This is a genomic window from Mycobacterium sp. (genome assembly GCF_049683935.1).
Classification (GTDB): domain Bacteria; phylum Actinomycetota; class Actinomycetes; order Mycobacteriales; family Mycobacteriaceae; genus Mycobacterium.
In genome coordinates, this window is the sequence record NZ_JBAUJR010000118.1 from 1 (window position 1) to 19802 (window position 19802).

At 67.4% G+C, this 19802-nt stretch carries 22 protein-coding genes and 1 riboswitch; of the genes, 8 read left to right on the forward strand and 14 right to left on the reverse strand.

Features of this window, described 5'->3' with window-relative positions:
• The 4 genes from WA965_RS07045 to WA965_RS07060 all read right to left on the reverse strand — a co-directional run.
• The coding region (locus WA965_RS07045; protein WP_526447277.1) for a transglycosylase family protein at nt 1-583 on the reverse strand (583 nt) is incomplete at its 3' end.
• 8 nt (nt 584-591) lie between these two features.
• Nucleotides 592-764, reverse strand: a riboswitch (cyclic di-AMP (ydaO/yuaA leader).
• 284 nt (nt 765-1048) lie between these two features.
• The gene (locus WA965_RS07050) at nt 1049-1315 is read right to left on the reverse strand and encodes a MoaD/ThiS family protein (RefSeq protein ID WP_526295193.1); all 267 of its coding nucleotides are present in this window, start codon (nt 1313-1315) and stop codon (nt 1049-1051) included.
• A gap of 3 nt (nt 1316-1318) precedes the next feature.
• Entirely contained in the window at nt 1319-2380 is a 1062-nt protein-coding gene (moaA, locus tag WA965_RS07055) for a GTP 3',8-cyclase MoaA (protein WP_526295191.1), read from the reverse strand.
• On the reverse strand, nt 2377-2784 hold the full coding sequence (locus tag WA965_RS07060; protein ID WP_526295189.1) for a YccF domain-containing protein: 408 nt from the start codon (nt 2782-2784) through the stop codon (nt 2377-2379). Before WA965_RS07060 ends, moaA begins: the two co-directional genes overlap by 4 nt.
• Before the next feature lie 169 nt (nt 2785-2953).
• Here WA965_RS07060 and WA965_RS07065 point away from each other — a divergent pair, with 169 nt between their 5' ends.
• Nucleotides 2954-3364 (forward strand): cold shock domain-containing protein, encoded by a 411-nt coding sequence (locus WA965_RS07065; RefSeq protein WP_178358383.1) that lies wholly within the window; start codon nt 2954-2956, stop codon nt 3362-3364.
• Nucleotides 3365-3420: 56 nt separating this feature from the next.
• Nucleotides 3421-4437 carry a glutathione S-transferase family protein gene (locus WA965_RS07070; RefSeq protein WP_526295187.1) on the forward strand — a complete coding sequence of 339 codons (1017 nt, stop codon included), beginning with the start codon at nt 3421-3423 and terminating at the stop codon, nt 4435-4437.
• A 7-nt stretch (nt 4438-4444) separates the two neighbouring features.
• Here WA965_RS07070 and WA965_RS07075 read toward each other — a convergent pair whose 3' ends face one another.
• Both WA965_RS07075 and WA965_RS07080 read right to left on the reverse strand, forming a co-directional pair.
• Nucleotides 4445-4927 carry a DUF2771 family protein gene (locus WA965_RS07075; protein ID WP_526295185.1) on the reverse strand — a complete coding sequence of 161 codons (483 nt, stop codon included), beginning with the start codon at nt 4925-4927 and terminating at the stop codon, nt 4445-4447.
• Nucleotides 4924-6636, reverse strand: a complete 1713-nt coding sequence (locus tag WA965_RS07080) for an MFS transporter (protein ID WP_526295183.1) — start codon at nt 6634-6636, stop codon at nt 4924-4926. The genes WA965_RS07075 and WA965_RS07080 overlap by 4 nt, the downstream gene beginning before the upstream one ends.
• 88 nt (nt 6637-6724) lie before the next feature.
• Here WA965_RS07080 and WA965_RS07085 point away from each other — a divergent pair, with 88 nt between their 5' ends.
• On the forward strand, nt 6725-7570 hold the full coding sequence (locus WA965_RS07085; protein ID WP_526295181.1) for a DUF3027 domain-containing protein: 846 nt from the start codon (nt 6725-6727) through the stop codon (nt 7568-7570).
• Here WA965_RS07085 and WA965_RS07090 read toward each other — a convergent pair.
• Nucleotides 7567-8019, reverse strand: a complete 453-nt coding sequence (locus tag WA965_RS07090) for an SRPBCC family protein (RefSeq protein ID WP_526295179.1) — start codon at nt 8017-8019, stop codon at nt 7567-7569. The genes WA965_RS07085 and WA965_RS07090 overlap by 4 nt on opposite strands.
• Before the next feature lie 11 nt (nt 8020-8030).
• The gene (locus tag WA965_RS07095) at nt 8031-8282 is read right to left on the reverse strand and encodes a DUF2530 domain-containing protein (protein WP_526295177.1); all 252 of its coding nucleotides are present in this window, start codon (nt 8280-8282) and stop codon (nt 8031-8033) included.
• A gap of 105 nt (nt 8283-8387) precedes the next feature.
• Between WA965_RS07095 and WA965_RS07100 the strand changes: the two genes are divergently transcribed.
• Together WA965_RS07100 and WA965_RS07105 are read left to right on the forward strand one after the other, a co-directional pair.
• A complete protein-coding gene (locus WA965_RS07100; RefSeq protein ID WP_526295175.1) occupies nt 8388-9233 on the forward strand; it encodes a TrmH family RNA methyltransferase in 846 nt (281 codons plus the stop codon).
• Nucleotides 9230-9511: a DUF2537 domain-containing protein gene (locus WA965_RS07105; RefSeq protein WP_526295173.1), complete on the forward strand. Its 282-nt coding sequence runs from the start codon at nt 9230-9232 to the stop codon at nt 9509-9511. Before WA965_RS07100 ends, WA965_RS07105 begins: the two co-directional genes overlap by 4 nt.
• Here the strand turns inward: WA965_RS07105 and sepH are convergent.
• Together sepH and serC are read right to left on the reverse strand one after the other, a co-directional pair.
• Nucleotides 9479-10258, reverse strand: a complete 780-nt coding sequence (gene sepH, locus WA965_RS07110; protein ID WP_526295171.1) for a septation protein SepH — start codon at nt 10256-10258, stop codon at nt 9479-9481. The genes WA965_RS07105 and sepH overlap by 33 nt on opposite strands.
• Before the next feature lie 119 nt (nt 10259-10377).
• Nucleotides 10378-11502 carry a phosphoserine transaminase gene (gene serC / locus WA965_RS07115; protein WP_526295169.1) on the reverse strand — a complete coding sequence of 375 codons (1125 nt, stop codon included), beginning with the start codon at nt 11500-11502 and terminating at the stop codon, nt 10378-10380.
• A gap of 217 nt (nt 11503-11719) precedes the next feature.
• On the opposite strand from serC, the gene WA965_RS07120 reads away from it, so the two are divergent.
• Together WA965_RS07120 and WA965_RS07125 are read left to right on the forward strand one after the other, a co-directional pair.
• Nucleotides 11720-12748 carry a diiron oxygenase gene (locus WA965_RS07120; RefSeq protein ID WP_526295167.1) on the forward strand — a complete coding sequence of 343 codons (1029 nt, stop codon included), beginning with the start codon at nt 11720-11722 and terminating at the stop codon, nt 12746-12748.
• Between the two features lie 21 nt (nt 12749-12769).
• Nucleotides 12770-14455 carry an FAD-dependent oxidoreductase gene (locus WA965_RS07125; RefSeq protein ID WP_526295165.1) on the forward strand — a complete coding sequence of 562 codons (1686 nt, stop codon included), beginning with the start codon at nt 12770-12772 and terminating at the stop codon, nt 14453-14455.
• Nucleotides 14456-14458: 3 nt separating this feature from the next.
• Here WA965_RS07125 and WA965_RS07130 read toward each other — a convergent pair whose 3' ends face one another.
• Nucleotides 14459-15235: a bestrophin-like domain gene (locus tag WA965_RS07130; protein WP_526295163.1), complete on the reverse strand. Its 777-nt coding sequence runs from the start codon at nt 15233-15235 to the stop codon at nt 14459-14461.
• A 144-nt stretch (nt 15236-15379) separates the two neighbouring features.
• Between WA965_RS07130 and WA965_RS07135 the strand changes: the two genes are divergently transcribed.
• A complete protein-coding gene (locus WA965_RS07135; protein ID WP_526295161.1) occupies nt 15380-18109 on the forward strand; it encodes a family 1 glycosylhydrolase in 2730 nt (909 codons plus the stop codon).
• Here the strand turns inward: WA965_RS07135 and WA965_RS07140 are convergent.
• The 3 genes from WA965_RS07140 to WA965_RS07150 form a co-directional block, all read right to left on the reverse strand.
• On the reverse strand, nt 18106-18567 hold the full coding sequence (locus tag WA965_RS07140; protein ID WP_178358368.1) for a VOC family protein: 462 nt from the start codon (nt 18565-18567) through the stop codon (nt 18106-18108). The two genes, WA965_RS07135 and WA965_RS07140, sit on opposite strands and share 4 nt — an antisense overlap.
• A gap of 73 nt (nt 18568-18640) precedes the next feature.
• The gene (locus WA965_RS07145; protein WP_526295159.1) at nt 18641-19261 is read right to left on the reverse strand and encodes a maleylpyruvate isomerase N-terminal domain-containing protein; all 621 of its coding nucleotides are present in this window, start codon (nt 19259-19261) and stop codon (nt 18641-18643) included.
• Nucleotides 19258-19802, reverse strand: a 545-nt coding sequence (locus WA965_RS07150; protein WP_526447279.1) for a citrate/2-methylcitrate synthase, incomplete at its 5' end; no start/stop codon positions are given. The genes WA965_RS07150 and WA965_RS07145, both read right to left, overlap by 4 nt.

Consider the following 19802-nt stretch of genomic DNA (forward strand, 5'->3'; position numbering starts at 1 on the left):
GAGGAGCATCCATCGGCGCTGGAGCCGGAGGCAGGGCCTCAGGCATCGGTGCCGGGGGCAGCGGCGGTGGCGGGGCCTCGGGCAGCGGGGCCGACATCGCATCGAACGGTGCGGGGGCAGGCGGGGCGAACGGCGGGGGCGGAGGAGGCAGCACCCCGTTGAGCGCTACCGGGTCGACTGGTGCGGGCGGCTCGGGTTCGTTGACGACGTTGCGTGGCGTTGCGGCGGAGAGCGGCCCGCCGCACGACGGCCATGCGCCCTTGCCCTGAGAGGCCAGCACGCGCTCGGCGACGGCGATCTGCTCTTCCTTGGTCGCCAGGTATGCCGCGGGTGCAAAATCGGCGCCACCGTGGCCGGACCAGGTGCTCGGCGAGAACTGCAGGCCGCCGTGGTAGCCGTTGCCGGTGTTGATGGCCCAGTTGCCGCCGGACTCACAGCTGGCGACGCGGTCCCACTCACCGTCGGTCGCAGCGCCTGCCTGGCCGGCGAGCGCGATGCTTCCGCCGCCGATGACTGCGCCGGTGAAGGCGATCTTTGCGACGCTTACTGATGACGAAGTGGGCTTGCGATGCCGTCCACTCATAAAACGTGTGGTCCTCTCTGTAGCGCCCGCGAGGTCAGCTGTCGGGTTCGGGCTGGAGAGGTCGCCCGGCCGCTTCGTCGAAACGAAGACGGCTTCACCCCTAGGAGCCGTGAACGGCCCCAGGTCCCTTGTGTTCGGTGGACCGGTGGGTCCCCCGCCTCCATCCAGGTTGTTTCTCGTTGTCCCCGCAGACCAACGGATGGAGCTCGGCGCAATCGGTCTGGCGGCGGGCCGGTCGGGTTTGGGATCGACGGCTTGAGTCAAGACGGTAACCGGAAGGCCCAGCCCCGTCACCTCGTGGCTGCCTCGGCGTTTCCCGCTGAAGCAAATATTAAAAAAACTCTAAAAACCCAGGAAAGTTCGTTGTTCCTGCAGGTGCCGCCCGCCGCAACCGCGCCGTAGCCATCTCGTGACCGTTTTGTTATGTGACGTAAATCACGGAATACATCGATGCCGGAAGGGTCGCTATCCGCCGGCGAAGGGTGGGAGCACATCCAGAGTCTGGGTGTCACCGAGCACGATTTCCATGTCTCGCACGGCAATTCCATCACGCAGATAGGAGCACCTGGCCAGCACGTTCGCCAGTTCGGCGTCCCGGGACTTCAGCATCGCGACCAACTCGGCCACGGTAGTGCCAGCTCGCAGGTCGACCATCTCGGTCTCAGCACCCGCCGCGGCGCGCGCTGCGGCGAAGTACCGCACGGTGACGCGCACTCTGAGGTCTGTCGCCATCGCCTAACCGCCGATCGCGCTCATCGGGCGGTCGGGCTGGACAAAATCAGGGTCGTTGATGCCGTGGCCCGCGGCCTTGGCCCACATCGCGGCACGCCACGCGGCCTCGAGGGCGTCGTCGTCCGCGCCGGAACGAAGCAGCCCGCGCAGGTCGGTCTCCTCACTTGCGAACAGGCAGTTGCGGACCTGTCCGTCGGCGGTGAGCCGGCTGCGGTCGCATGCGGCGCAGAAGGCGTGCGAGACCGACGCGATGATGCCCACCTTGCCGGCCGGCCCGGCCTCATCGTGGACCTGCCACAGCTGTGCCGGCGCCGATCCCCGTGGAGTCGGGTCGGGGGTGAGCGTGAATGCACCCTGCAACGTGCGGAGGATGTCGTCGGCGCTGATCGTGCGGTCGCGCTCCCAGGCATGTCCGGCATCGAGCGGCATCTGCTCGATGATGCGTAGCTGGTAGCCGTGGTGCAGACAGAAGCGCAGCAGTTCCACGGCGTCCTCGAGCCCGGTGACCGGATCGAGCACCGCGTTGACCTTCACCGGGCTCAGGCCCGCGGCCTTGGCGGCCTTAAGCCCGGCCAGCACGTCGGGCAACTTGTCGCGACGGGTGATGGCGGCGAAGTGCGCGGCGTCGACGGTGTCCAGTGAGACGTTGATGCGGTCGAGGCCGGCTTTCCTGAGCCCGGCGGCGCGCCGCGCCAAGCCGACCCCGTTGGTGGTCAGCGTGATCTCCGGTCGTGGACGCAATGCGGCCGTCTGCTCGATGACCGTCTCGAGGTGGGGGACGACCAGCGGCTCGCCCCCGGTGAAACGGACGTTGGTGATCCCGAGCCGGGTCACCGCGATGTGCAGCAGTCGGGCGAGTTCGGCGGGCCGCAGCTTCTGGTCACCGGGCAGCCAGTCGAGTCCCTCAGCGGGCATGCAGTAGGTGCAGCGCAGATTGCACAGGTCGGTCAGCGACACCCGCAGGTCGGTCGCGACCCGGCCGAAGGTGTCGATCAACGGGCCGTCCACGGGCGCGGCGGACTGTGCCCGGCGCACCGATGGCACCCCGAGTCCGATGACGGTCACGTCGCGGCTCCGAAGGCCGGCGAATGCACCGCATCGACTGGCACGATCTCCTTGCCGAGAGGCATCAGCGACACCGGGATCAGTTTGAGGTTCGCCAGAGCGAGCGGGATCCCGATGATCGTGATGGCCATCGCGACCGCGGTGATGATGTGACCGATGGCCAGCCACACCCCGAAGAGGATGACCCAGAGGACATTGCCGACCAGCGCGCCGGGGCGGTCCCCAGGCTTGTCGATGATGGTCCGACCGAACGGCCAGAGCGCATACGACGCGATCCGAAGCGAAGCGAAGCCGAACGGAATCGTGATGATCAGGATGAAGCAGATGAGCGCCGCGAGCAGATAGCCGAGCGCGAGCCACAGCCCGCCGAAGACCAACCAGATCACATTCAGAATCAGTCGCATCTTCTTCCTCCAACGGTTTCTGCAGCCTACCTACATAACGAGATGCCGGCGGCGGTGGCGTCCGAGTAAGATCGCCTCGGACGCGTCCCGACGCAGGCGGGGCGCTTTACTTGTGTACCCAACAGGTACAGACCTTTATTGGCTTCAGATAGACAAGCAGGTGAGACCAGTGCCGACCGGCCGGGTGAAGTGGTACGACACCGAGAAGGGCTTCGGGTTCCTCTCCCAAGAGGAGGGTGAGGACGTCTACGTGCGGTCTTCGGCGTTGCCCGCCGGTGTGGAAGGTCTCAAGGCCGGCCAGCGCGTCGAGTTCGGCGTCGCTGCGGGCCGTCGTGGCCCCCAGGCGCTGAGCTTGAAGCTGATCGACCCGCCGCCGAGTCTGAGCAAGACCCGCCGAGAGGCCGCCACGGTCGAACACAAGCACACTCCGGACGAGCTGCACGGCATGGTCGAGGACATGATCACGCTGCTGGAGAGCGCAGTCCAGCCGGAGCTCCGTAAGGGCCGCTACCCGGACCGCAAGGTGGCCCGTCGAGTCTCCGAAGTGGTGAAGGCCGTCGCTCAGGAACTCGACGCCTAGCAGCTTGCGCCGCAACCGGGAGCCGTGGCCACACCGATGCGGGTATTACTGGGTGCATGAGCTACGTCGCCGATTCCTCGTCCGCCAACGGTGAGTTCAACCGCGACACCGACTACATCAACACCCGGGTCACCGCCGACGGCAGAGACGGCTATCCCGTAGAACCCGGCCGGTACCGCCTCGTCGTCGCCAGGGCGTGCCCGTGGGCGAATCGCGCGATCATCGATCGGCGGCTGCTCGGACTCGAAGATGTTCTCTCCATTGGCTTCTGCGGCCCGACGCACGACGAGCGCAGCTGGACCTTCGACCTCGACCCGGACGGCGTGGACCCAGTGCTGGGCATCCACTACCTGCGCGACGCCTACAACAAACGCATCCCCGACTATCCCAAAGGCGTGACGGTTCCCGCCATCGTGGACGTCCGGACGGGGGCTGTGGCCACCAACGATTTCGCACAGATCACGCTGGATTTCTCCACCGAATGGACGGCGCACCACCGTGACGGCGCGCCGCAGCTGTACCCGGAGCCGCTGCGAGACGAGATCGACGAGGTGTCCCAGCGCGTCTACACCGAGGTCAACAACGGCGTCTACCGGTGCGGATTCGCGGGATCCCAGCGCGCCTACGAGAAGGCCTACGACCGGTTGTTCACCGCGTTGGACTGGCTCAGCGAGCGGCTGGGTGATCAGCGGTACCTGGTCGGGGACACCATCACCGAGGCCGACGTCCGGTTGTTCACGACGCTGGCCCGGTTCGACCCCGTCTACCACGGGCACTTCAAGACCAACCGCAGCAAGCTCTCCGAGATGCCGGTGCTGTGGGCCTACGCACGCGACCTGTTCCAGACCCCCGGGTTCGGCGACACCACCGACTTCGTCCAGATCAAGCAGCACTACTACATCGTCCATTCCGACATCAACCCGACCGGGGTGGTCCCCAAGGGGCCGGACCTGACCAACTGGCTCACACCGCACGGTCGGGAAGCATTGGGCGGCAGACCATTCGGTGATGGAACGCCGCCCCCGCCGACCAGGGAGGCCGAGCGGGTGCCGGCAGCGCATTCGACCGGCTAGCGGCTGGTCAATCCCACACGGTGCGAACCGACCACTCGGCGTGCGGCACCGGGAACTCGTCGCCCGTTTCGTCACGGACCAGGGTCGGCAACTGCACCGCGATGCCGACGAGCCGGCCCCGCTGCGCGTCGACGGTCGGGATCGTCACCGCCAGCCGGGTATCGGGCCGGAACTCCTCGATCAGATCGTCGTCCTCGTAGGCGCGCAGCAGCACCCATGGCGCCTGCGAGATGGCGGACGGCACCGAAAGCTGAATCGGATGGCGGCCGGTCACCGGCAGCTCGCCCTGCTCACCGGAGACCACGCAGTCGGTGGGGTTGAGCACCTCGCAGAACCGGAACGGGCCCACACGGGTGAGGTGTCCCTGCGAGTAGGCGGAGATCTCGGGAGGCTGGGGGGTGTGGTCTCGGGACAACCGCCACACCAGCACCCCGGTACCGGTGGACGCCACCAGCGCCACCGCCGCCAGCACGGCGACAACACGTTTCACTCGCGCGTCACCGCCGCCGTGTCCATCGGTACACCCTCCTGCTCGGCGAGCACCGGACGGTTGCCTCCGAACCCCGGTATCAGGGACTCACCTCGGTAGCTCACGATCGTCTGGGCGAGGCCGAGCATCAGTATCGCGGTGATCGTGGTGAAGCCCACCCACAGGTCGGTGTAGATCAACACCCCGGTGGCTCCGCCGGCAACCCAGGACAGCTGCAGCAGCGATTCCGACCGGCCGAACGCCGACGCCCGAGATTCCTCGGGGAGATCGTCCTGCAGCGAGGCATCCAGCGACGCCTTGGCGATCGCGCTGGCCCCCGACGTGATCAGCGTCGCCCCCGCGGCGACGAGCAGGTTGCCGGTCAGCGCCGTCACCAGCGCCACGGCCGTGACCGCGGTGGCGCAGCGCACCACAAGACGCGCCGGATGCCCGAGGGTGAGCCGCGCGGCGGTGAAGTTGCCGGTGAAGTTGCCGATGGCTGCCGCCGCACCGATCAAGCCGAGGATGCGCAACTGCTCCCACCCGCTGGCGTCGTGCGCTTTGGCCACAAACGCCGGATAGAGGAACAGAAATCCCACCATGACCTTGACCGTGCAATTGCCCCACAGGGCAGTGATGATGTTGCGACCCAGCGGTTGCCGCGTCTTGGCGCCGGCACCGTGGGTGTCGGTGCGACGGTGCAGATCGTCGGCGCCGCCGTGGTAGCTGAGGGTGGTGGGAACCTCACCCTCGGTCACCTCGACCCATTTGGGAATTCGCATCGCCAGAACGGCGCCGGCGACCGTCATCGCGACCACGATGTACAGCGCGCCGGGCATCTGGACGAGGTGGAACCCCCATTCGGCGGCCGCTGCGATACCGCCGCCGATCATGGTGCCGCCCAACAAGCCGAACGTGGTCAATCGTGAATTCACCCGCACCAGGTCGATCGACGGTGGCAGGACCCGTGGGGTCACGGCGCCGCGAAGCACCGAGAAGGACTTCGACAGCACCATCATCCCGAGTGCGCACGGGTAGAGCACCCATGACGGGAAGCTGCCCGTGGCGCTGTCGTAGTTGGCGATCAACACCACGGCGAGCACGGTGCGGAGCACAAACGAGGCCGCCAGCGCCACCCGCCGCCCGTGCTGCAACCGGTCCAGCGCCGGCCCGATCAGGGGCGCGATGACCGCGAACGGTGCGATGGTGATGAGCAGATACAGCGCGACCTTGCCCTTGCTCTCACCCGAGGCGGCCGCGAAGAACAGGGTGTTGGCCAGGGCCACCGCCATCGCCGCGTCCACCGCGAAGTTCGCCACCACCGGCCAGGTCAACGCCGTCAGGCCGGACTTGTCCGCGCCGTCGGCGGTGGCCGCCCGGTGCACGAGGCCGTACATCTTCGACCCCATCTCGCGGCTGCGCTGCGCGGCGGCACGCGTCACCGTCACCTTCTCGCCGGCGCTGGCACCGATGCGACCGGACGGATCGAAGCTGTCGTAGCGCGACGATGCGCCGGAGTGGCGGGCGCTCTCATCGAGAGGCGGCAGCCAGCGATTGCCGCCGTGGTTCGGCGGTGCGGGGTTGCGCGGCGTCCGTTTGCCGGGACTCCACTGCGGGTCGCTGGGGTAATTCGCCATCCCGGGGTGTTCGCCCGCAGGTGGGCGCGGAGGGTAGTAGCGTGCACCATGCTGACCGCCAGGGTCCCGGTGGTCACGCCGCTCTCCGGTCACGTGTCGATTCTCCCCCATCCGGACGGCAGTGGGCGTGCGGGCGACCGGTGTGGCTACATGTTGGCCCCTTCGGGCAAGATTGGAGGCAATGGACAGCGTGACCGAACCGGATCAACAGTCCGAAGTGAACCCAGCGCAGGAACCGGCACCGCCGCAGGAACCGGTGACGGCTCCTGAGCCGACCGCCGCCGAGGCCTCACCAGATCTCGCCGCGGTGTTGATGGGCGCTGTCGCCGAGGCGCGTGCAGCCATCGTCGAGCACAGCGGCGAGGACAGCGTCGGTGAGTACCTGGGCGCGGGGTTCGAGGACCCGACCGCAGCCACCCACCGATTCCTCGCCGAGCTTCCCGGCTATCGCGGTTGGCAGTGGGCCGTCGTGGTCGCAGCGTGCCCCGGTGCCGCGCAGGCCACGATCAGCGAGGTGGTGTTGGTACCCGGGCCGACCGCGCTGCTGGCTCCCAAGTGGGTGCCGTGGGATGAGCGGGTTCGCCCCGGCGATCTGGGCCCGGGTGACCTGCTGGCTCCGCAGACCGACGATCCACGCCTGGTTCCGGGTTACACGGCCACCGGGGACCCGCAGATCGATGACGTTGCCCTCGAGGTCGGACTGGGTCGTCGTCAGGTGCTGAGTCTGTGGGGGCGCGCCGATGCCGCCCAGCGCTGGCACGACGGCGAACACGGACCGGGTTCTGCGATGGCCAGAGCGACCCGGCGGTCGTGTCGTGACTGCGGTTTCTATCTGCCCCTCGGCGGAGCGCTCGGGGTGATGTTCGGCGTATGTGCCAACGAGTACGCCTCCGACGGGCACGTGGTCGACGCCGAGTACGGGTGCGGTGCGCACTCGGACACCCCAGCACCGGCCGGCACCGGGTCACCGTTGTACGACGCCTACGACGACGGCGTGCTCGACATGGTGGAGCGGGCCGACAGCTAGCGCTCCGCGGCCGCCTTGATGCGGTTCAGGGACAGGTTCATGCCCTCGATCAGTTCGTCTTCGAAGCTGGGCACCCCGCCCATCATCGAGTTCACGAGGAAGTTCGACACCGCCGTCGTGCCGTTCTCGGCATGCCGGGTCTCGATCAGTCGGGTGCCGGCCTCAGTGGGTTCGAGTTCGTAGCTCCACACGGTGTGGTTCTCGTTGACCCGGAACGCGAGCTTCTTCTCGGGGATCAGCTCGGTGATGCGGCTGGTGGTGGGCCAGGCGAGGAACCCACGCCGATTGAAGTTGATGGTGCGGGCACCCTGACGCATCCCACCGATCGGCTTCATCAGGCGGCACTGCGGGCTCCATTGCGGCATCTTCTTCAAATCGGAGACCAGCGCCCACACCGTCGATACCGGGGCGTTGATGTCGATCTGCGCTTGCAGGACGGGTGCTGCCATTGCTGCTGCTCCTAGTCGAGGCCGCTCTGTGCACCGCGCGATCCGCGGCGCACGGCGTGACGTTGCCACAGAAATATCGATGTGCCAAGAACACCGACACCCAACCCGGCGACCGTGATCGGCCGCCATTCGTGCAGCGAACTCACCGTGAAAGCGAGCACCGCTGTGATCAACCAGGCGCAGGTGATGACGGCGATGACGGGCCACGGCGCCCGCAGCGCCGCGGGAAGCGCGGGCGGCTGAGGTGGTTCGGACGCGGTCATCATCTGCGAACGTAGTCGATCGCCGGTCGAGTGCCGAGAGGCGCTGGGTAGTCTCGACGCCGTGAGAGCTGTCGGATGCACTGGCGCCGGTGACGAAAACGCGTGATGGCCAACGTCATCGACGTCGCCGACCCCGGTGACTCCCGGCTCGACGACTTCCGGGATCTCAACAGCGTCGACCGTCGGCCGGACCTGCCCACCGGAAAAGGCCTGGTGATCGCCGAAGGCGTACTGGTGGTGCAGCGGATGCTCGCCTCCCGGTTCAGACCGCGAGCGTTTCTGGGAACCGATCGGCGGCTGGCTGAACTCGGTGCCGACCTCGACGGCGTCGACGCGCCGTTCTACCGGGCGTCTGCCGAGGTGATGGCTGATGTCGTCGGTTTCCATCTCAATCGTGGTGTTCTCGCGTCGGCGTCGCGCGCCGCCGAGTTGACGGTGGCGCAGGTGCTCGACGGCGTGAGGACGGTCGCGGTGCTCGAGGGCGTCAACGACCACGAGAACCTCGGGTCGGTTTTCCGCAACGCCGCGGGGCTGGGGGTCGGGGCGGTGGTCTTCGGCGGCGGATGCGCCGACCCGCTGTATCGACGTGCGGTTCGGGTCTCGATGGGCCACGCCCTGCTGGTGCCTTTCGCGCGGGCGCAGGACTGGCCCCGAGATCTGGAGTTATTGCGCGACAATGATTTTCGTATTCTTGCGATGACGCCGGACCCGGTGGCGCCCTCGCTGGCCGAGGCGATGACCGGGCTGGCCGGGCAGCCGGTGGCGATCCTCGTCGGTGCCGAGGGGCCCGGTCTTCAGGAACACACGATGCGGTCGAGCGACATGCGGGTGCGCATCCCGATGTCGCGCGGGACCGACTCGCTCAACGTCGCCACCGCTGCGGCGCTGGCATTCTATGAGCGGGACAGGGGAGAGATGACCGCCGACGAGCGCTTGCGCGAGGAGAAATGACCGACGACTCCACACCCTGGGCGACCGGTTTGACGGTGGCGGCGTTCGTCGCGGCCGTGATCGCGGCGGCCATCGTCGTGCTGAGCATCGGCCTGATACGGGTTCATCCGCTGCTCGCCGTCGGCCTCAATCTTGTTGCGGTGGGCGGGCTGGCCCCGACGGTGTGGGGCTGGCGGACGGTGCCGGTCTGGCGATGGTTCGTGCTCGGATCGGCCGTCGGTGTCGGCGGCGCGTGGATCGCTCTGCTAGCGCTGGCCGCCGCTGGAACGTACGCCTAGCAGCACGTCTTCCCACGCCGGCACTGCGGGTCGGCCTTTCTTCGGGCGCGGGGGCTTTGTCGTCGGCGGTGGCTCGGGAGCCTCGGTGGGCGTCGTGAGCGGTGCGTCGGGCTCCTCGAGTGCCAGTTGCGCGACGGGCGCCAGCGGTCGCAACGGCCGGGCGAAGCTCGGGTCGATCAGCTCGCAGGCCGCGTCGTCGAAGGCAGTGACGGTGCCACCGTGCGCGCCGGGGGCGAATCGGAAGTGTGCCTGGAGTTCGGACCTACCCGCTGTCCACGCCACCTGCACGGTCCAGCGGCCGTCCTCGTTGCGCCAGGCGTCCCAGACGGTGAGGTCTGGGTCCAGGCCGCGCGAGACCAGGGCGGTGGAGACGGTCTCCAGCAGCGTCAGCACCGACGGGCCGTCGGCGAGTACAGGATGGGCTGCGGTCGCCAGTTCGGCGGCGCGGTCGCGCTCCAGAAGCACCGGGTGGGCGAATCGCTCCACGCGCGCAATGTCCATTCCCGACGCCGCCGCGACCTGTTCGACGGACGCACCCGCGCGGATCTTCGACTGAATCTCTTTGGGGCGCAGCATGTTCTTGACCTCGACATCGATCGCGGTTTGGTTCGAACTCACCTGGTCGCCGCGCACCGCGGCCCTGAGGCGCTCGTCGGAGCGCAGGACGAACTTCTCTCCGGAGTCGTCGGTTTCGCAGATGATCTGGCGGCTGTCCACGTCGAGTCCGACGACCTTGAGTTCCCGCATTTCGACCTCCTCCGGGCTGTTGCCGAGCCCGATACGGAGGTCACCCTACTGCGTTATCAACCCGTAACCGGGGTGACACGCGGCAGTCGATCAGAGCCGTTCGCTGCCCTCTGTCGCGTCTAAAGCCGCTCGACCACAAAGTCGATGCATGCCGTCAGGGCGCTGACGTCGTCGGGATCCACGGCGGGGAACATGCCGACGCGCAGCTGATTGCGGCCGAGTTTGCGGTACGGCTCGGTGTCGACGATCCCGTTCTTCCGCAGGATCGACGCCACCGCCGCCGCGTCCACATCATCGGAGAAGTCGACGGTCCCGACGACCTGTGAGCGCAACGCCGGGTCTGCGACGAACGGTGTGGCGAACGCCGATTTCTCGGCCCACGAGTACAGGCGCCCCGACGAGTCGGCGGTCCGCGCCGTCGCCCAGTCCAGGCCGCCGTTGCCGAGCAGCCAGTCGATCTGTTCGGCCAGCAGCACCAGGGTCCCGATCGCGGGGGTGTTGTAGGTCTGGTTCTTGACGCTGTTCTCGATGGCGATCGGTAGCGACAGGAATTCGGGCACCCAGCGTCCGGTGCCTGCGATCGCCTCGACGCGGGCGAGGGCGCTGGGGGAGAGCAGCGCGATCCACAGCCCGCCGTCGCCGGCGAAGTTCTTCTGCGGCGCGAAGTAGTAGACGTCGGCGTCGGCGATGTTGACGGGCAGGCCGCCGGCCGCCGAGGTGGCGTCGATCGCGACGAGTGCGTCACCGGCGCCTGCGGGCCGTTCGACGGCAACCGCGACGCCGGTGGAGGTCTCGTTGTGTGCCCAGGCGATCAGGTCGGCGGATGGGTCCGACACCGGCTTGGGTGCGCTGCCCGCGTCGGCCTTGATGACGATCGGATCGCCGACGAACGGATTCTTGGCCACCGCGGAGGCGAACTTCGAACTGAACTCGCCGTAGGTGAGGTGCAGAGATCGCTGGTCGATCAACCCGAACGCGGCGGCGTCCCAGAAGGCGGTGGATCCGCCGTTGCCGAGTATCACCTCGTAGCCGTCGGGCAGTGCGAACAGTTGGCGAAGGCCGTCGCGGACGCGCCCGACCAGGTTCTTCACCGGCGCCTGGCGGTGCGATGTCCCGAACAACTCACCCGCCGCGGCGAGCGCCTGCAACTGTTCGGGCCTGACCTTGGACGGCCCGCAGCCGAACCGTCCGTCCGAGGGTTGGAGTTCGGACGGGATGGTCAGGGAAGTCGAGGCGTCGGCCATGGTGACAAGCCTAAGTTCCGGCCGTCGGCTTGCCGAGCGTGGGTCCTTCAGCCGCCGCCCGTCGCACCTGGTGTGAGTTCAGTCACATGTGACGGAGATAACCCGGGGAGGACACACCTGCGAAATCAGCCTGTTCAATTCCTGGGACCATGGGTACTGTCTTTAGACAGCGGATAGACGAATGTAAAGCTCGACGGGGACGAACGGGAGGCACAGGATGGCTGTCAAAGAAGCTCGAACGCCCATCATCCGGCGCTGGCGCAAGAACATGGACGTGTCCGACGACACCGAGTACGTCGATATGCTGACCACCCTCTCGGAGGGATCGGTGCGCCGGAACTTCAATCCGTACACCGACATCGACTGGGATTCACCCGAGTTCGCAGTGATTCCCGATGACACCCGGTGGATTCTGCCGGGGACCGACCCGATCGGCCGCCACCCCTGGTACCGGTCACAACCGGTCGAACGGCAGATCGAGATCGGGATGTGGCGCCAGGCGAACGTGGCCAAGGTCGGCCTGCACTTCGAGTCGATCCTGATCCGCGGTCTGATGAACTACGCGTTCTGGGTGCCCAACGGTTCCCCGGAGTACCGGTACTGCCTGCACGAGTCGGTCGAAGAGTGCAACCACACCATGATGTTCCAGGAGATGGTGAACCGCATCGGTGCCGACGTTCCGGGCATGCCGCGGATGCTCAAGTGGCTCTCCCAGGTCATCCCGCTGGCTGCGGGGCCGCTTCCCATCACGTTCTTCTTCGGCGTCCTCGCCGGTGAGGAACCCATCGACCACACGCAGAAGAACGTGCTCCGGGAGGGCAAGGCGCTGCATCCGATCATGGAGCGCGTGATGGCCATCCACGTGGCCGAGGAGGCGCGGCACATCTCGTTCGCGCACGAATACCTGCGCAAGAGGGTCCCGCACATGCCTCGACGGAAGCGCTTCCTGCTGTCGCTGCACGTGCCGATCATCATGCGGGTGCTGTGCCAGGCCATCGTGAAGCCGCCGAGGTCGTTCTGGAAAGAGTTCGACATTCCGCGCTCGGTCAAGAAGGAACTGTTCTTCCAGGCGCCGGAGTCCCGGCAGTTCCTGCGCGACATGTTCGGCGACGTCCGGATGCTGTGTCACGACACCGGGTTGATGAACCCGTTCGCGAAGCTGATGTGGCGGATCTGCAGGATCGACGGCCAGCCGAGCCGCTACCGCAGCGAGCCCGCGCGTCAACACGTGGTGACCGCCGCCTAGGCGGTCCCGGACGGGATCTTCATGCCTCACGTCATCACACAGTCGTGCTGCAGTGACGGGTCGTGCGTCTACGCATGCCCGGTGAACTGCATCCACCCGTCACCGGACGAACCGGGATTCGCCACCGCCGAGATGCTCTACATCGACCCGGCGGCATGTGTGGACTGCGGCGCCTGCGTAGCGGCCTGCCCGGTCGGCGCGATCGCGGCCGACACCCGGCTGACCGAGGAGCAGTTGCCGTTCGTCGAGTTGAACGCGGCCTTCTACCCGGCGCGGGAGGGCAAGCTGCCGCCGACGTCGAAACTGGCTCCGGTGATCGAGGCGCCGGTCGTGCACACCCGGTCGAGTGGTCCGCTGCGGGTCGCCATCGTCGGATCGGGGCCTGCGGCGATGTATGCCGCCGACGAACTGTTGACGCAGCAGGGTGTGAGGGTCAACGTCTTCGAGAAGTTGCCGACGCCGTACGGTCTGGTGCGCGCCGGGGTCGCACCCGACCACCCGAGCACCAAGAGGGTGACGTGGCTGTTCGACAAAGTGGCAAGGGTGCCCGGATTTACGTTCTTCCTCAACTGCGAGGTGGGCTCGGACCTGACCCATGACGAACTGCTCGAACATCACCACGCGGTGCTGTACGCGGTCGGCGCGCCCGACGACCGTCGACTCGAGATAGACGGAATGGGCCGGCCCGGAACGTCCACTGCCACCGAGGTGGTCGCGTGGATAAACGGGCACCCCGAGTTCACCGAGTTGCCCGTCGACCTGAGCGGTGACCGTGTGGTCATCGTTGGCAACGGGAACGTGGCGCTGGACGTGGCGCGCATTCTCACCAGCGATCCGGACACCCTGGCGCGCACCGACATCGCCGGCCATGCGCTGGCGGCCCTGCGGGAATCCCGGGTGCAGGAAGTGGTGATCGCGGCCCGCCGAGGTCCCGCCGCCTCGGCCTTCACGCTGCCGGAACTGATCGGTCTGACATCGACCTGCGACGTGGTGCTCGACACCGCGGATCACGACCTGGTGATCCGTGATCTTGCGACCGAAACCGACCCGCTGACACGCAACAAGCTCGAGATACTGGCCAAACTGGGCGAATCGACCGCGAGCGGCGAGACAGGGATCTCCCGGCCCAGGATCCGGCTCGCGTACGGCCTGACCCCGACACGGATCCTCGGGGACGCGGGAACCACCGGGATCGAGTTCACGCTGACAGGTTCCGACGAGACCGTGGAGATCTCGGCGGGGCTGGTGCTGACCTCGATCGGCTACCGGGGCAAGCCGATTCGGGGCCTTCCGTTCGACGAGGTCGCCGCGGTGGTCCCCAACGACGGAGGTCGCGTCGTCGATCAGGGCGGTGCCGTGCGCGGTAGCTACGTCGCGGGCTGGATCAAGCGCGGTCCGACGGGCTTCATCGGAACCAACAAATCGTGTGCCGCCCAGACGGTGCACAATCTCGTCGCCGACTACAACAACGGCTTGCTCGCCGACCCGGTGCACAAGGTCTCGTCCCTCGATCGGTTCGTCCGGAGTCGTCAGCCGAAGGTGGTCGACCACGCCGGGTGGAAGGCGATCGACCAGGCCGAGATCGGCCGCGGCGGCGGGCAACGACCCCGGGACAAGTTCACCTCCGTGGCCGACATGCTCGACGCCGCGGCCACCGCCCCCGAACCGCCGGCGTACCAACGACTGCTCGCCGGCCTGCGTCGCTGAGGCTCAGTCCGCCCAGGTCTCGAGCACGTTCACGTAGGCGGTGGGTTGCACCGACAGCTCACCGACGAACGGGTGCTCGAGCGCGAAGATGAGATAGAAGACGAAGGCCAGCAGCGCCGAGGTCAGGCCGACGGCCAGGGAGTGGAGCAGCAGGTCGCGGGTGCCGAACAGGAACGTGAACGCCATCACCACGCCGCCACCGCCCACAAGCAGGACCCAGAGTTCGCCGGGCACCGACGAGTCACCCGTCGACACCCGAGTCTTGCGATCGGTTTCCAGGTCGCTCAACCGGTTGATGGCGTGGTCGAAGAAGGCGATCTCAGTGCGGGTCTCGGGCTGAACCCGGAGGTAGTTCTCCCACACGTTGTTCATTTCGGCCGAGCGCTCCACGACCTTTTCGCCGCGGTGCATCCGCGGGAACTCCTCGTCGATCACGTGGCGGGTGTAGGCGAGGAGGCTCTGCTGGATCGGCGTCTGCGATTCGGCGGGCAGCGCTGCGGAATCCCGCATGAGGTCGGCGATTGCGGCAGCCTCCCGGCTACTCGCGTCTTCGGCATCCCCGAACTGCTCCCAGACGACCACCACGACGAAGGCCACCAGCACCGCGTAGAGGACCCCGGCGAGCTGAAACATCGTGCCGGACACAGCGTTGGAGTTCTCGAGTCGGGTGTGGGAGACCACCTTCCGGAACACCAGGAGGCCGCCCACGGACAATCCGACGATCACGGCGACCCAGAGGAAGCCCAGGATCGGTGCGGGAATCTGCAGAAGCCAAATCACAAGCGCGTCCCCCACCGTCAGCCGAAGGGCAATTATCACTGCCGCCGCCTGTCGTTGCGTCCCGAACACACCGGTCTGTTCTGCACGGATCCGTCTTTGGGCAAAGTCACACCGGCCGTACCCGGGCGGAGGTATGCAATGTGGATGAACTCTGCACAGGTCATCGGTCGTGTCGGAAGCCTGGCGGTGGCGCTCGGCGTCGGTGCTGCGGTGTTCACCGGCTCCGGAGTGGCATGGGCGACCGACGATGCTGACGGCGGCGGGTCGGCGCCCAGTGCGGCTGCGTCAGAGCCGTGGGACGACCCCGCGGAGTCGAACGGAAAGCGTGCCCGTGCTCAGGAACCCGACGAGACCGATGAAGCCGGGGCAGAGGCGGAGGAAGCCGAGACCGAGGAGGCCGAGGAGACCGAGTCGGATGTCGACGTGGAAGACGAAGCCGAGCCCGGTCCCGACCCTGACCCCGACCCCGGGGCCGACGGCGACGACATCGAGACCGGTGAGGCCGTGGAGGTCAGCGGGGATCTGCCCGCCGCCGACAACACCTCGGCGCCGCACATCGACGAGGATGGCAACCGGCCGGCTGGCGCCGTTCCGACGACGGTGGTGAAGCGACCGGTGGCGCGGGAGTCGGACACCGTTGCCGACACCGCCGAACCGGTCGAGACCGATGTCCGCAGGCAGGACCCTCCTCAATCCGCCGAACCTGTCACCATTGCCAATGATTCTGCTGTGCTGCAACAGCATTCGGTAGCACCGGCGATGGTCACGACCACCGTCTCGCCGCCGAAGGTGCCGAGCTGGCGCCTCTGGCCGACCGCGTACGACGTACGCACCGTGGTGACGTACGTGGCCGATCTGGCCGGAAGTTTCATCAAAGCCCTGTTGCAGCCGTTCGCGGCGAAGCCGTCGGCCCCCTCGGCCGACCCCACCGAGTGGGCGTTGCTGGCCTGGATCCGACGCGAGTTCTTCAACCAGAGGCCGACTCCGGTCGAGAATCCGCTGCCCTACACGCAGAGCCTCACCCTCGACGGCGATGTCGTCGTGACCGGCGCTGTCGGGTTCGAGGACCGCGACGGCGACCCGCTGACCTACACCGTGGTCGGCAGGCCGCTCAACGGTGGCACGGTGCAGGTCGATCAACACGGTGACTTCGTGTACCGACCGATGAACGCGATGGCAGCGGTGGGCGGCACCGACTCGTTCACCGTCGTCGTCAGCGACGAGCGCGCCGGCCTCCAGGTGGGAGGCCTGCTCGGTCTGCTGAAGTTCGTGCCCATTCTGGGCCCGCTGCTCTATCCCAGTGGGGGGCACCGGGTCGCGCACACCGTCACCGTCACCGTCGATCCGGTCGACGGGGTCGACCTGTCACTGCCGGCGGACTTCCGCTGGGGTGTGGCGCACTCGGGATTCCAGGCCGAGGGCGGTCCCGGTTCGCCGGTGGACCCCAACTCCGACTGGTACCGGTGGGTGCACGATCCGCTCAATCAACTGCTCGGCCTGGTGAACGGGGTGCCCGAAGACGGCCCGGGAGCGTACGTCTCCTACGAGAGCGACGCTGACCTGGCGCGCGACGAGCTCGGCGTGAACACCTTCCGGATGGGTATCGAGTGGAGTCGGATCTTCCCGAACTCCACTGCGGCGATTGATATCTCAGATGAAGGCGGCGGAGTCAGCCTCGCCGACCTGCAGGCGCTGGACGCGCTGGCGAACCTCGACGAGGTCGCTCACTACCGGGCGGTGTTCGACGCGTTACGGCTGCGGGGGCTCGACCCGATGGTCACCGTCAACCACTTCACCCTGCCGGTGTGGGTGCACGACCCGATCGTCGCGCGTCCGCTGATCCAGTTGGGGTTGCCTGCGCCCGCGGCGGGGTGGCTGTCGTCGAGCACACCCGGGGAGTTCGAGAAGTACGCCGCCTACGTGGCGTGGAAGTTCGGCGACCAGGTGGACAACTGGGTCACCGTCAACGAGCCCTTCTCGCCGGTGCTGACCGAGTTCCTGGCGATCCCGTGGGTGGTGCCGAACTGGCCGCCCGGGGTGATCCGCCCCGATCTCGCCTCGACGTTCCTGGTCAATCAGGCCATCGGCCACGTCGCGGCCTACGACGCGATCCAGGCGTGGGACACCGAGGTGGCCAACGCAGTTGGCCCCGCTGCATTTGTGGGATTCGCCCTCAACATGCTGCCGGCCCGGCCGGCCAACCCGGTAAGCCTGCTCGACGTGCAGGCGGCCGACGCCTGGAACCAGTACTACAACCAGTGGTTCCCGAACGCGGTGATCGACGGCTGGGTGGACGTCAACTTCGACGGCATCAAAACCGCAAACGAGGTGTTCGCGGACTTCGTGGGCAAGGTCGACTTCCTCGGCGTGCAGTACTACGGCTCGCAGCCCATGATCGGTTTCGGCGTGGCACCGGTACCCGGGTTCCCGTTCCTGCGCGGCTTCCCGATCCGCTGCCAGCCTTCGCCGACGTGCAGTGATTTCAACCAGCCCACCGACCCCGGCGGATTTCGCGAGGTGCTCGAACTCGCGGCCTCTTACGGAAAGCCGTTGTGGATCACCGAGAACGGGATCGCCGACGCCGACGATTCCAAGCGGCCGTACTACATCGTCAATCACATCGCCGTCGTCCAGGACCTAGTGGCTCACGACGTCGACATCCGCGGCTACACCTACTGGTCCTTCGTCGACAACCTCGAATGGTCCGAAGGGTACGACCTGAAATTCGGTCTGTACGGCTCGGATCCGAACACTCCCGAATTGGAACGCACTCCGAAACCGGACAGCATCGCCGCGCTCAGTGGAATCACCTCGGCGAACGGACTGCCTCTGTGGCTGCTCGGGCAGTACGTCCCGGGTGCGGTGACGAGCTAGCCTTCGCTGCCCATGTTCGCGGTCATCTCGGCGAAGTCGACCTCGCGCACCGTCTCTGCCAGCGACCACTGGTGGCCGAAGGGATCGCGGACCACGCCGTAGCGGTCGCCCCAGAACTGGTCCTCGAGTGGACTGACCACGGCGGCGCCGGCATCGAGCGCCCGCTGGAATCGGCCCTCGACGTCGGGGCCGTGCAGGTGCAGGGTCACCGACGTGCCCCCCAGCGCGGCCGGGGTGCTCGACTTGCCTTCGCAGAACTCGGGGAAGTCGTCGTTGACGAAGACCATGAAACCGTTGATCTGGAACGCGGCGTGGATCAGCTTCCCCTCGGGGCCCGGGATGCGAGCCATCTCCACGGCGTCGAAGGCCTTGGCGTAGAAGTCGAGCGCGGCGGCGGCGTCGTCGACGACGAGGTGGGGCACCAGCATGGGGGTGTTGGCTTCGGGGTTGACGGCCATGTTGTCTCCTGTGTCGTGGTTGCCTGAGGTGGCTGTCATAGAGACCGACATCGACGAGAAAACTCATCGGCGCTCAGACCACAGAGAATCCCGACGGCAGGTCGCGGCGGCCCGTCAGGGCCATCAGCACCGCCGGACCGCGGCCCAATCGAACGCCGATCTGGGTGGCGAGCGCGGCCGCTTCGGCGAGCACCTCCTGCGGTGCTGAGAACTCGAGGTCGACGGCGCCGGCGATGTCCAGTCCGTGCACGGCGAACTCGAAGGTGCGGGTCGGCAGGAAGCTGCTCAGCCGGATCCCCAAGCCGCCGATCACCTCGATCAGCGGGTCGTCCACCCGGTCCAGTTCGGACAGCACCCGCGGCACCAGTGCCTCGATCGCGGCGACGGGGTCCGCGCCGAGGTCCCGTCCGGCCTGGCGTCCCCGCTCGACGACGGCGGCAGCGCCCATGCCCGCGGCGTAGTCCTGGATCTTCACGTAGTAGTCGGCGGCGTCGGTGACGTCTTCGCGCTCCGCGGTGCTCTGCAGGTAGGTGCTGACCGTAGTCAACGACCGCGACGTGTGGCCGACCAGAGACCGCAGATCCCATTCGCCCAGTCCGGGACCGTCCCAGCGCCCGTCCGGTATGCGTCGTACCAGCGCCGCGAAAGCCTCTGCGGCCGACCCGAACACCGCGCGCGGCCCGGTGCCGGTCATGACAGTCCGAGAAGGTCCCAGCCCTCGACCGACTCGGGGCTGCGCGGCGCAGGTCCGACGTAGACCGCCGACGGCCGCACGAGCTTGCCGAGCCGCTTCTGCTCGAGGATGTGCGCGCACCAGCCCGCGGTGCGGCCACAGGTGAACATCGCGGGCATCATCTTCGGCGGTACCTGCGCGAAGTCGAGAATCACCGCCGCCCAGAACTCGACGTTGGTCTCGATCGCCCGATCGGGGCGGCGTTCGCGCAACTCCGTCAGCGCGGCCTGCTCCAACGCGGCCGCCACCTCATACCTGGGCGCCGCCAACCGTTGCGCGGTCGCCCTCAGCACCCGGGCGCGCGGATCCTCGGCCTGGTACACCCGGTGACCGAAGCCCATCAGCTTCTCGTTGCGGTCCAGGATGCCCTTGACCACCGCCCGCGCATCGCCGGTCGCCTCGGCCTCCTCGATCATCGGGATCACCCGTGCCGGCGCGCCGCCGTGCAGTGGGCCGCTCATCGCGCCGATCGCGCCCGACAGCGCCGCGGCCACATCGGCTC

Coding starts and splice junctions, on each gene's coding strand:
- WA965_RS07085 (WP_526295181.1), top strand. CDS start 6,725: ATGGACAGCGTGACCGAACCGGATCAACAGTCCGAAGTGAACCCAGCG.
- serC (WP_526295169.1), bottom strand. CDS start 11,502: ATGGCCGACGCCTCGACTTCCCTGACCATCCCGTCCGAACTCCAACCC.
- WA965_RS07145 (WP_526295159.1), bottom strand. CDS start 19,261: ATGACCGGCACCGGGCCGCGCGCGGTGTTCGGGTCGGCCGCAGAGGCT.
- WA965_RS07095 (WP_526295177.1), bottom strand. CDS start 8,282: ATGACCGCGTCCGAACCACCTCAGCCGCCCGCGCTTCCCGCGGCGCTG.
- WA965_RS07125 (WP_526295165.1), top strand. CDS start 12,770: ATGCCTCACGTCATCACACAGTCGTGCTGCAGTGACGGGTCGTGCGTC.
- WA965_RS07070 (WP_526295187.1), top strand. CDS start 3,421: ATGAGCTACGTCGCCGATTCCTCGTCCGCCAACGGTGAGTTCAACCGC.
- WA965_RS07060 (WP_526295189.1), bottom strand. CDS start 2,784: ATGCGACTGATTCTGAATGTGATCTGGTTGGTCTTCGGCGGGCTGTGG.
- WA965_RS07140 (WP_178358368.1), bottom strand. CDS start 18,567: ATGGCCGTCAACCCCGAAGCCAACACCCCCATGCTGGTGCCCCACCTC.
- WA965_RS07100 (WP_526295175.1), top strand. CDS start 8,388: ATGGCCAACGTCATCGACGTCGCCGACCCCGGTGACTCCCGGCTCGAC.
- sepH (WP_526295171.1), bottom strand. CDS start 10,258: ATGCGGGAACTCAAGGTCGTCGGACTCGACGTGGACAGCCGCCAGATC.
- WA965_RS07120 (WP_526295167.1), top strand. CDS start 11,720: ATGGCTGTCAAAGAAGCTCGAACGCCCATCATCCGGCGCTGGCGCAAG.
- WA965_RS07090 (WP_526295179.1), bottom strand. CDS start 8,019: ATGGCAGCACCCGTCCTGCAAGCGCAGATCGACATCAACGCCCCGGTA.
- WA965_RS07105 (WP_526295173.1), top strand. CDS start 9,230: ATGACCGACGACTCCACACCCTGGGCGACCGGTTTGACGGTGGCGGCG.
- WA965_RS07050 (WP_526295193.1), bottom strand. CDS start 1,315: ATGGCGACAGACCTCAGAGTGCGCGTCACCGTGCGGTACTTCGCCGCA.
- WA965_RS07135 (WP_526295161.1), top strand. CDS start 15,380: ATGAACTCTGCACAGGTCATCGGTCGTGTCGGAAGCCTGGCGGTGGCG.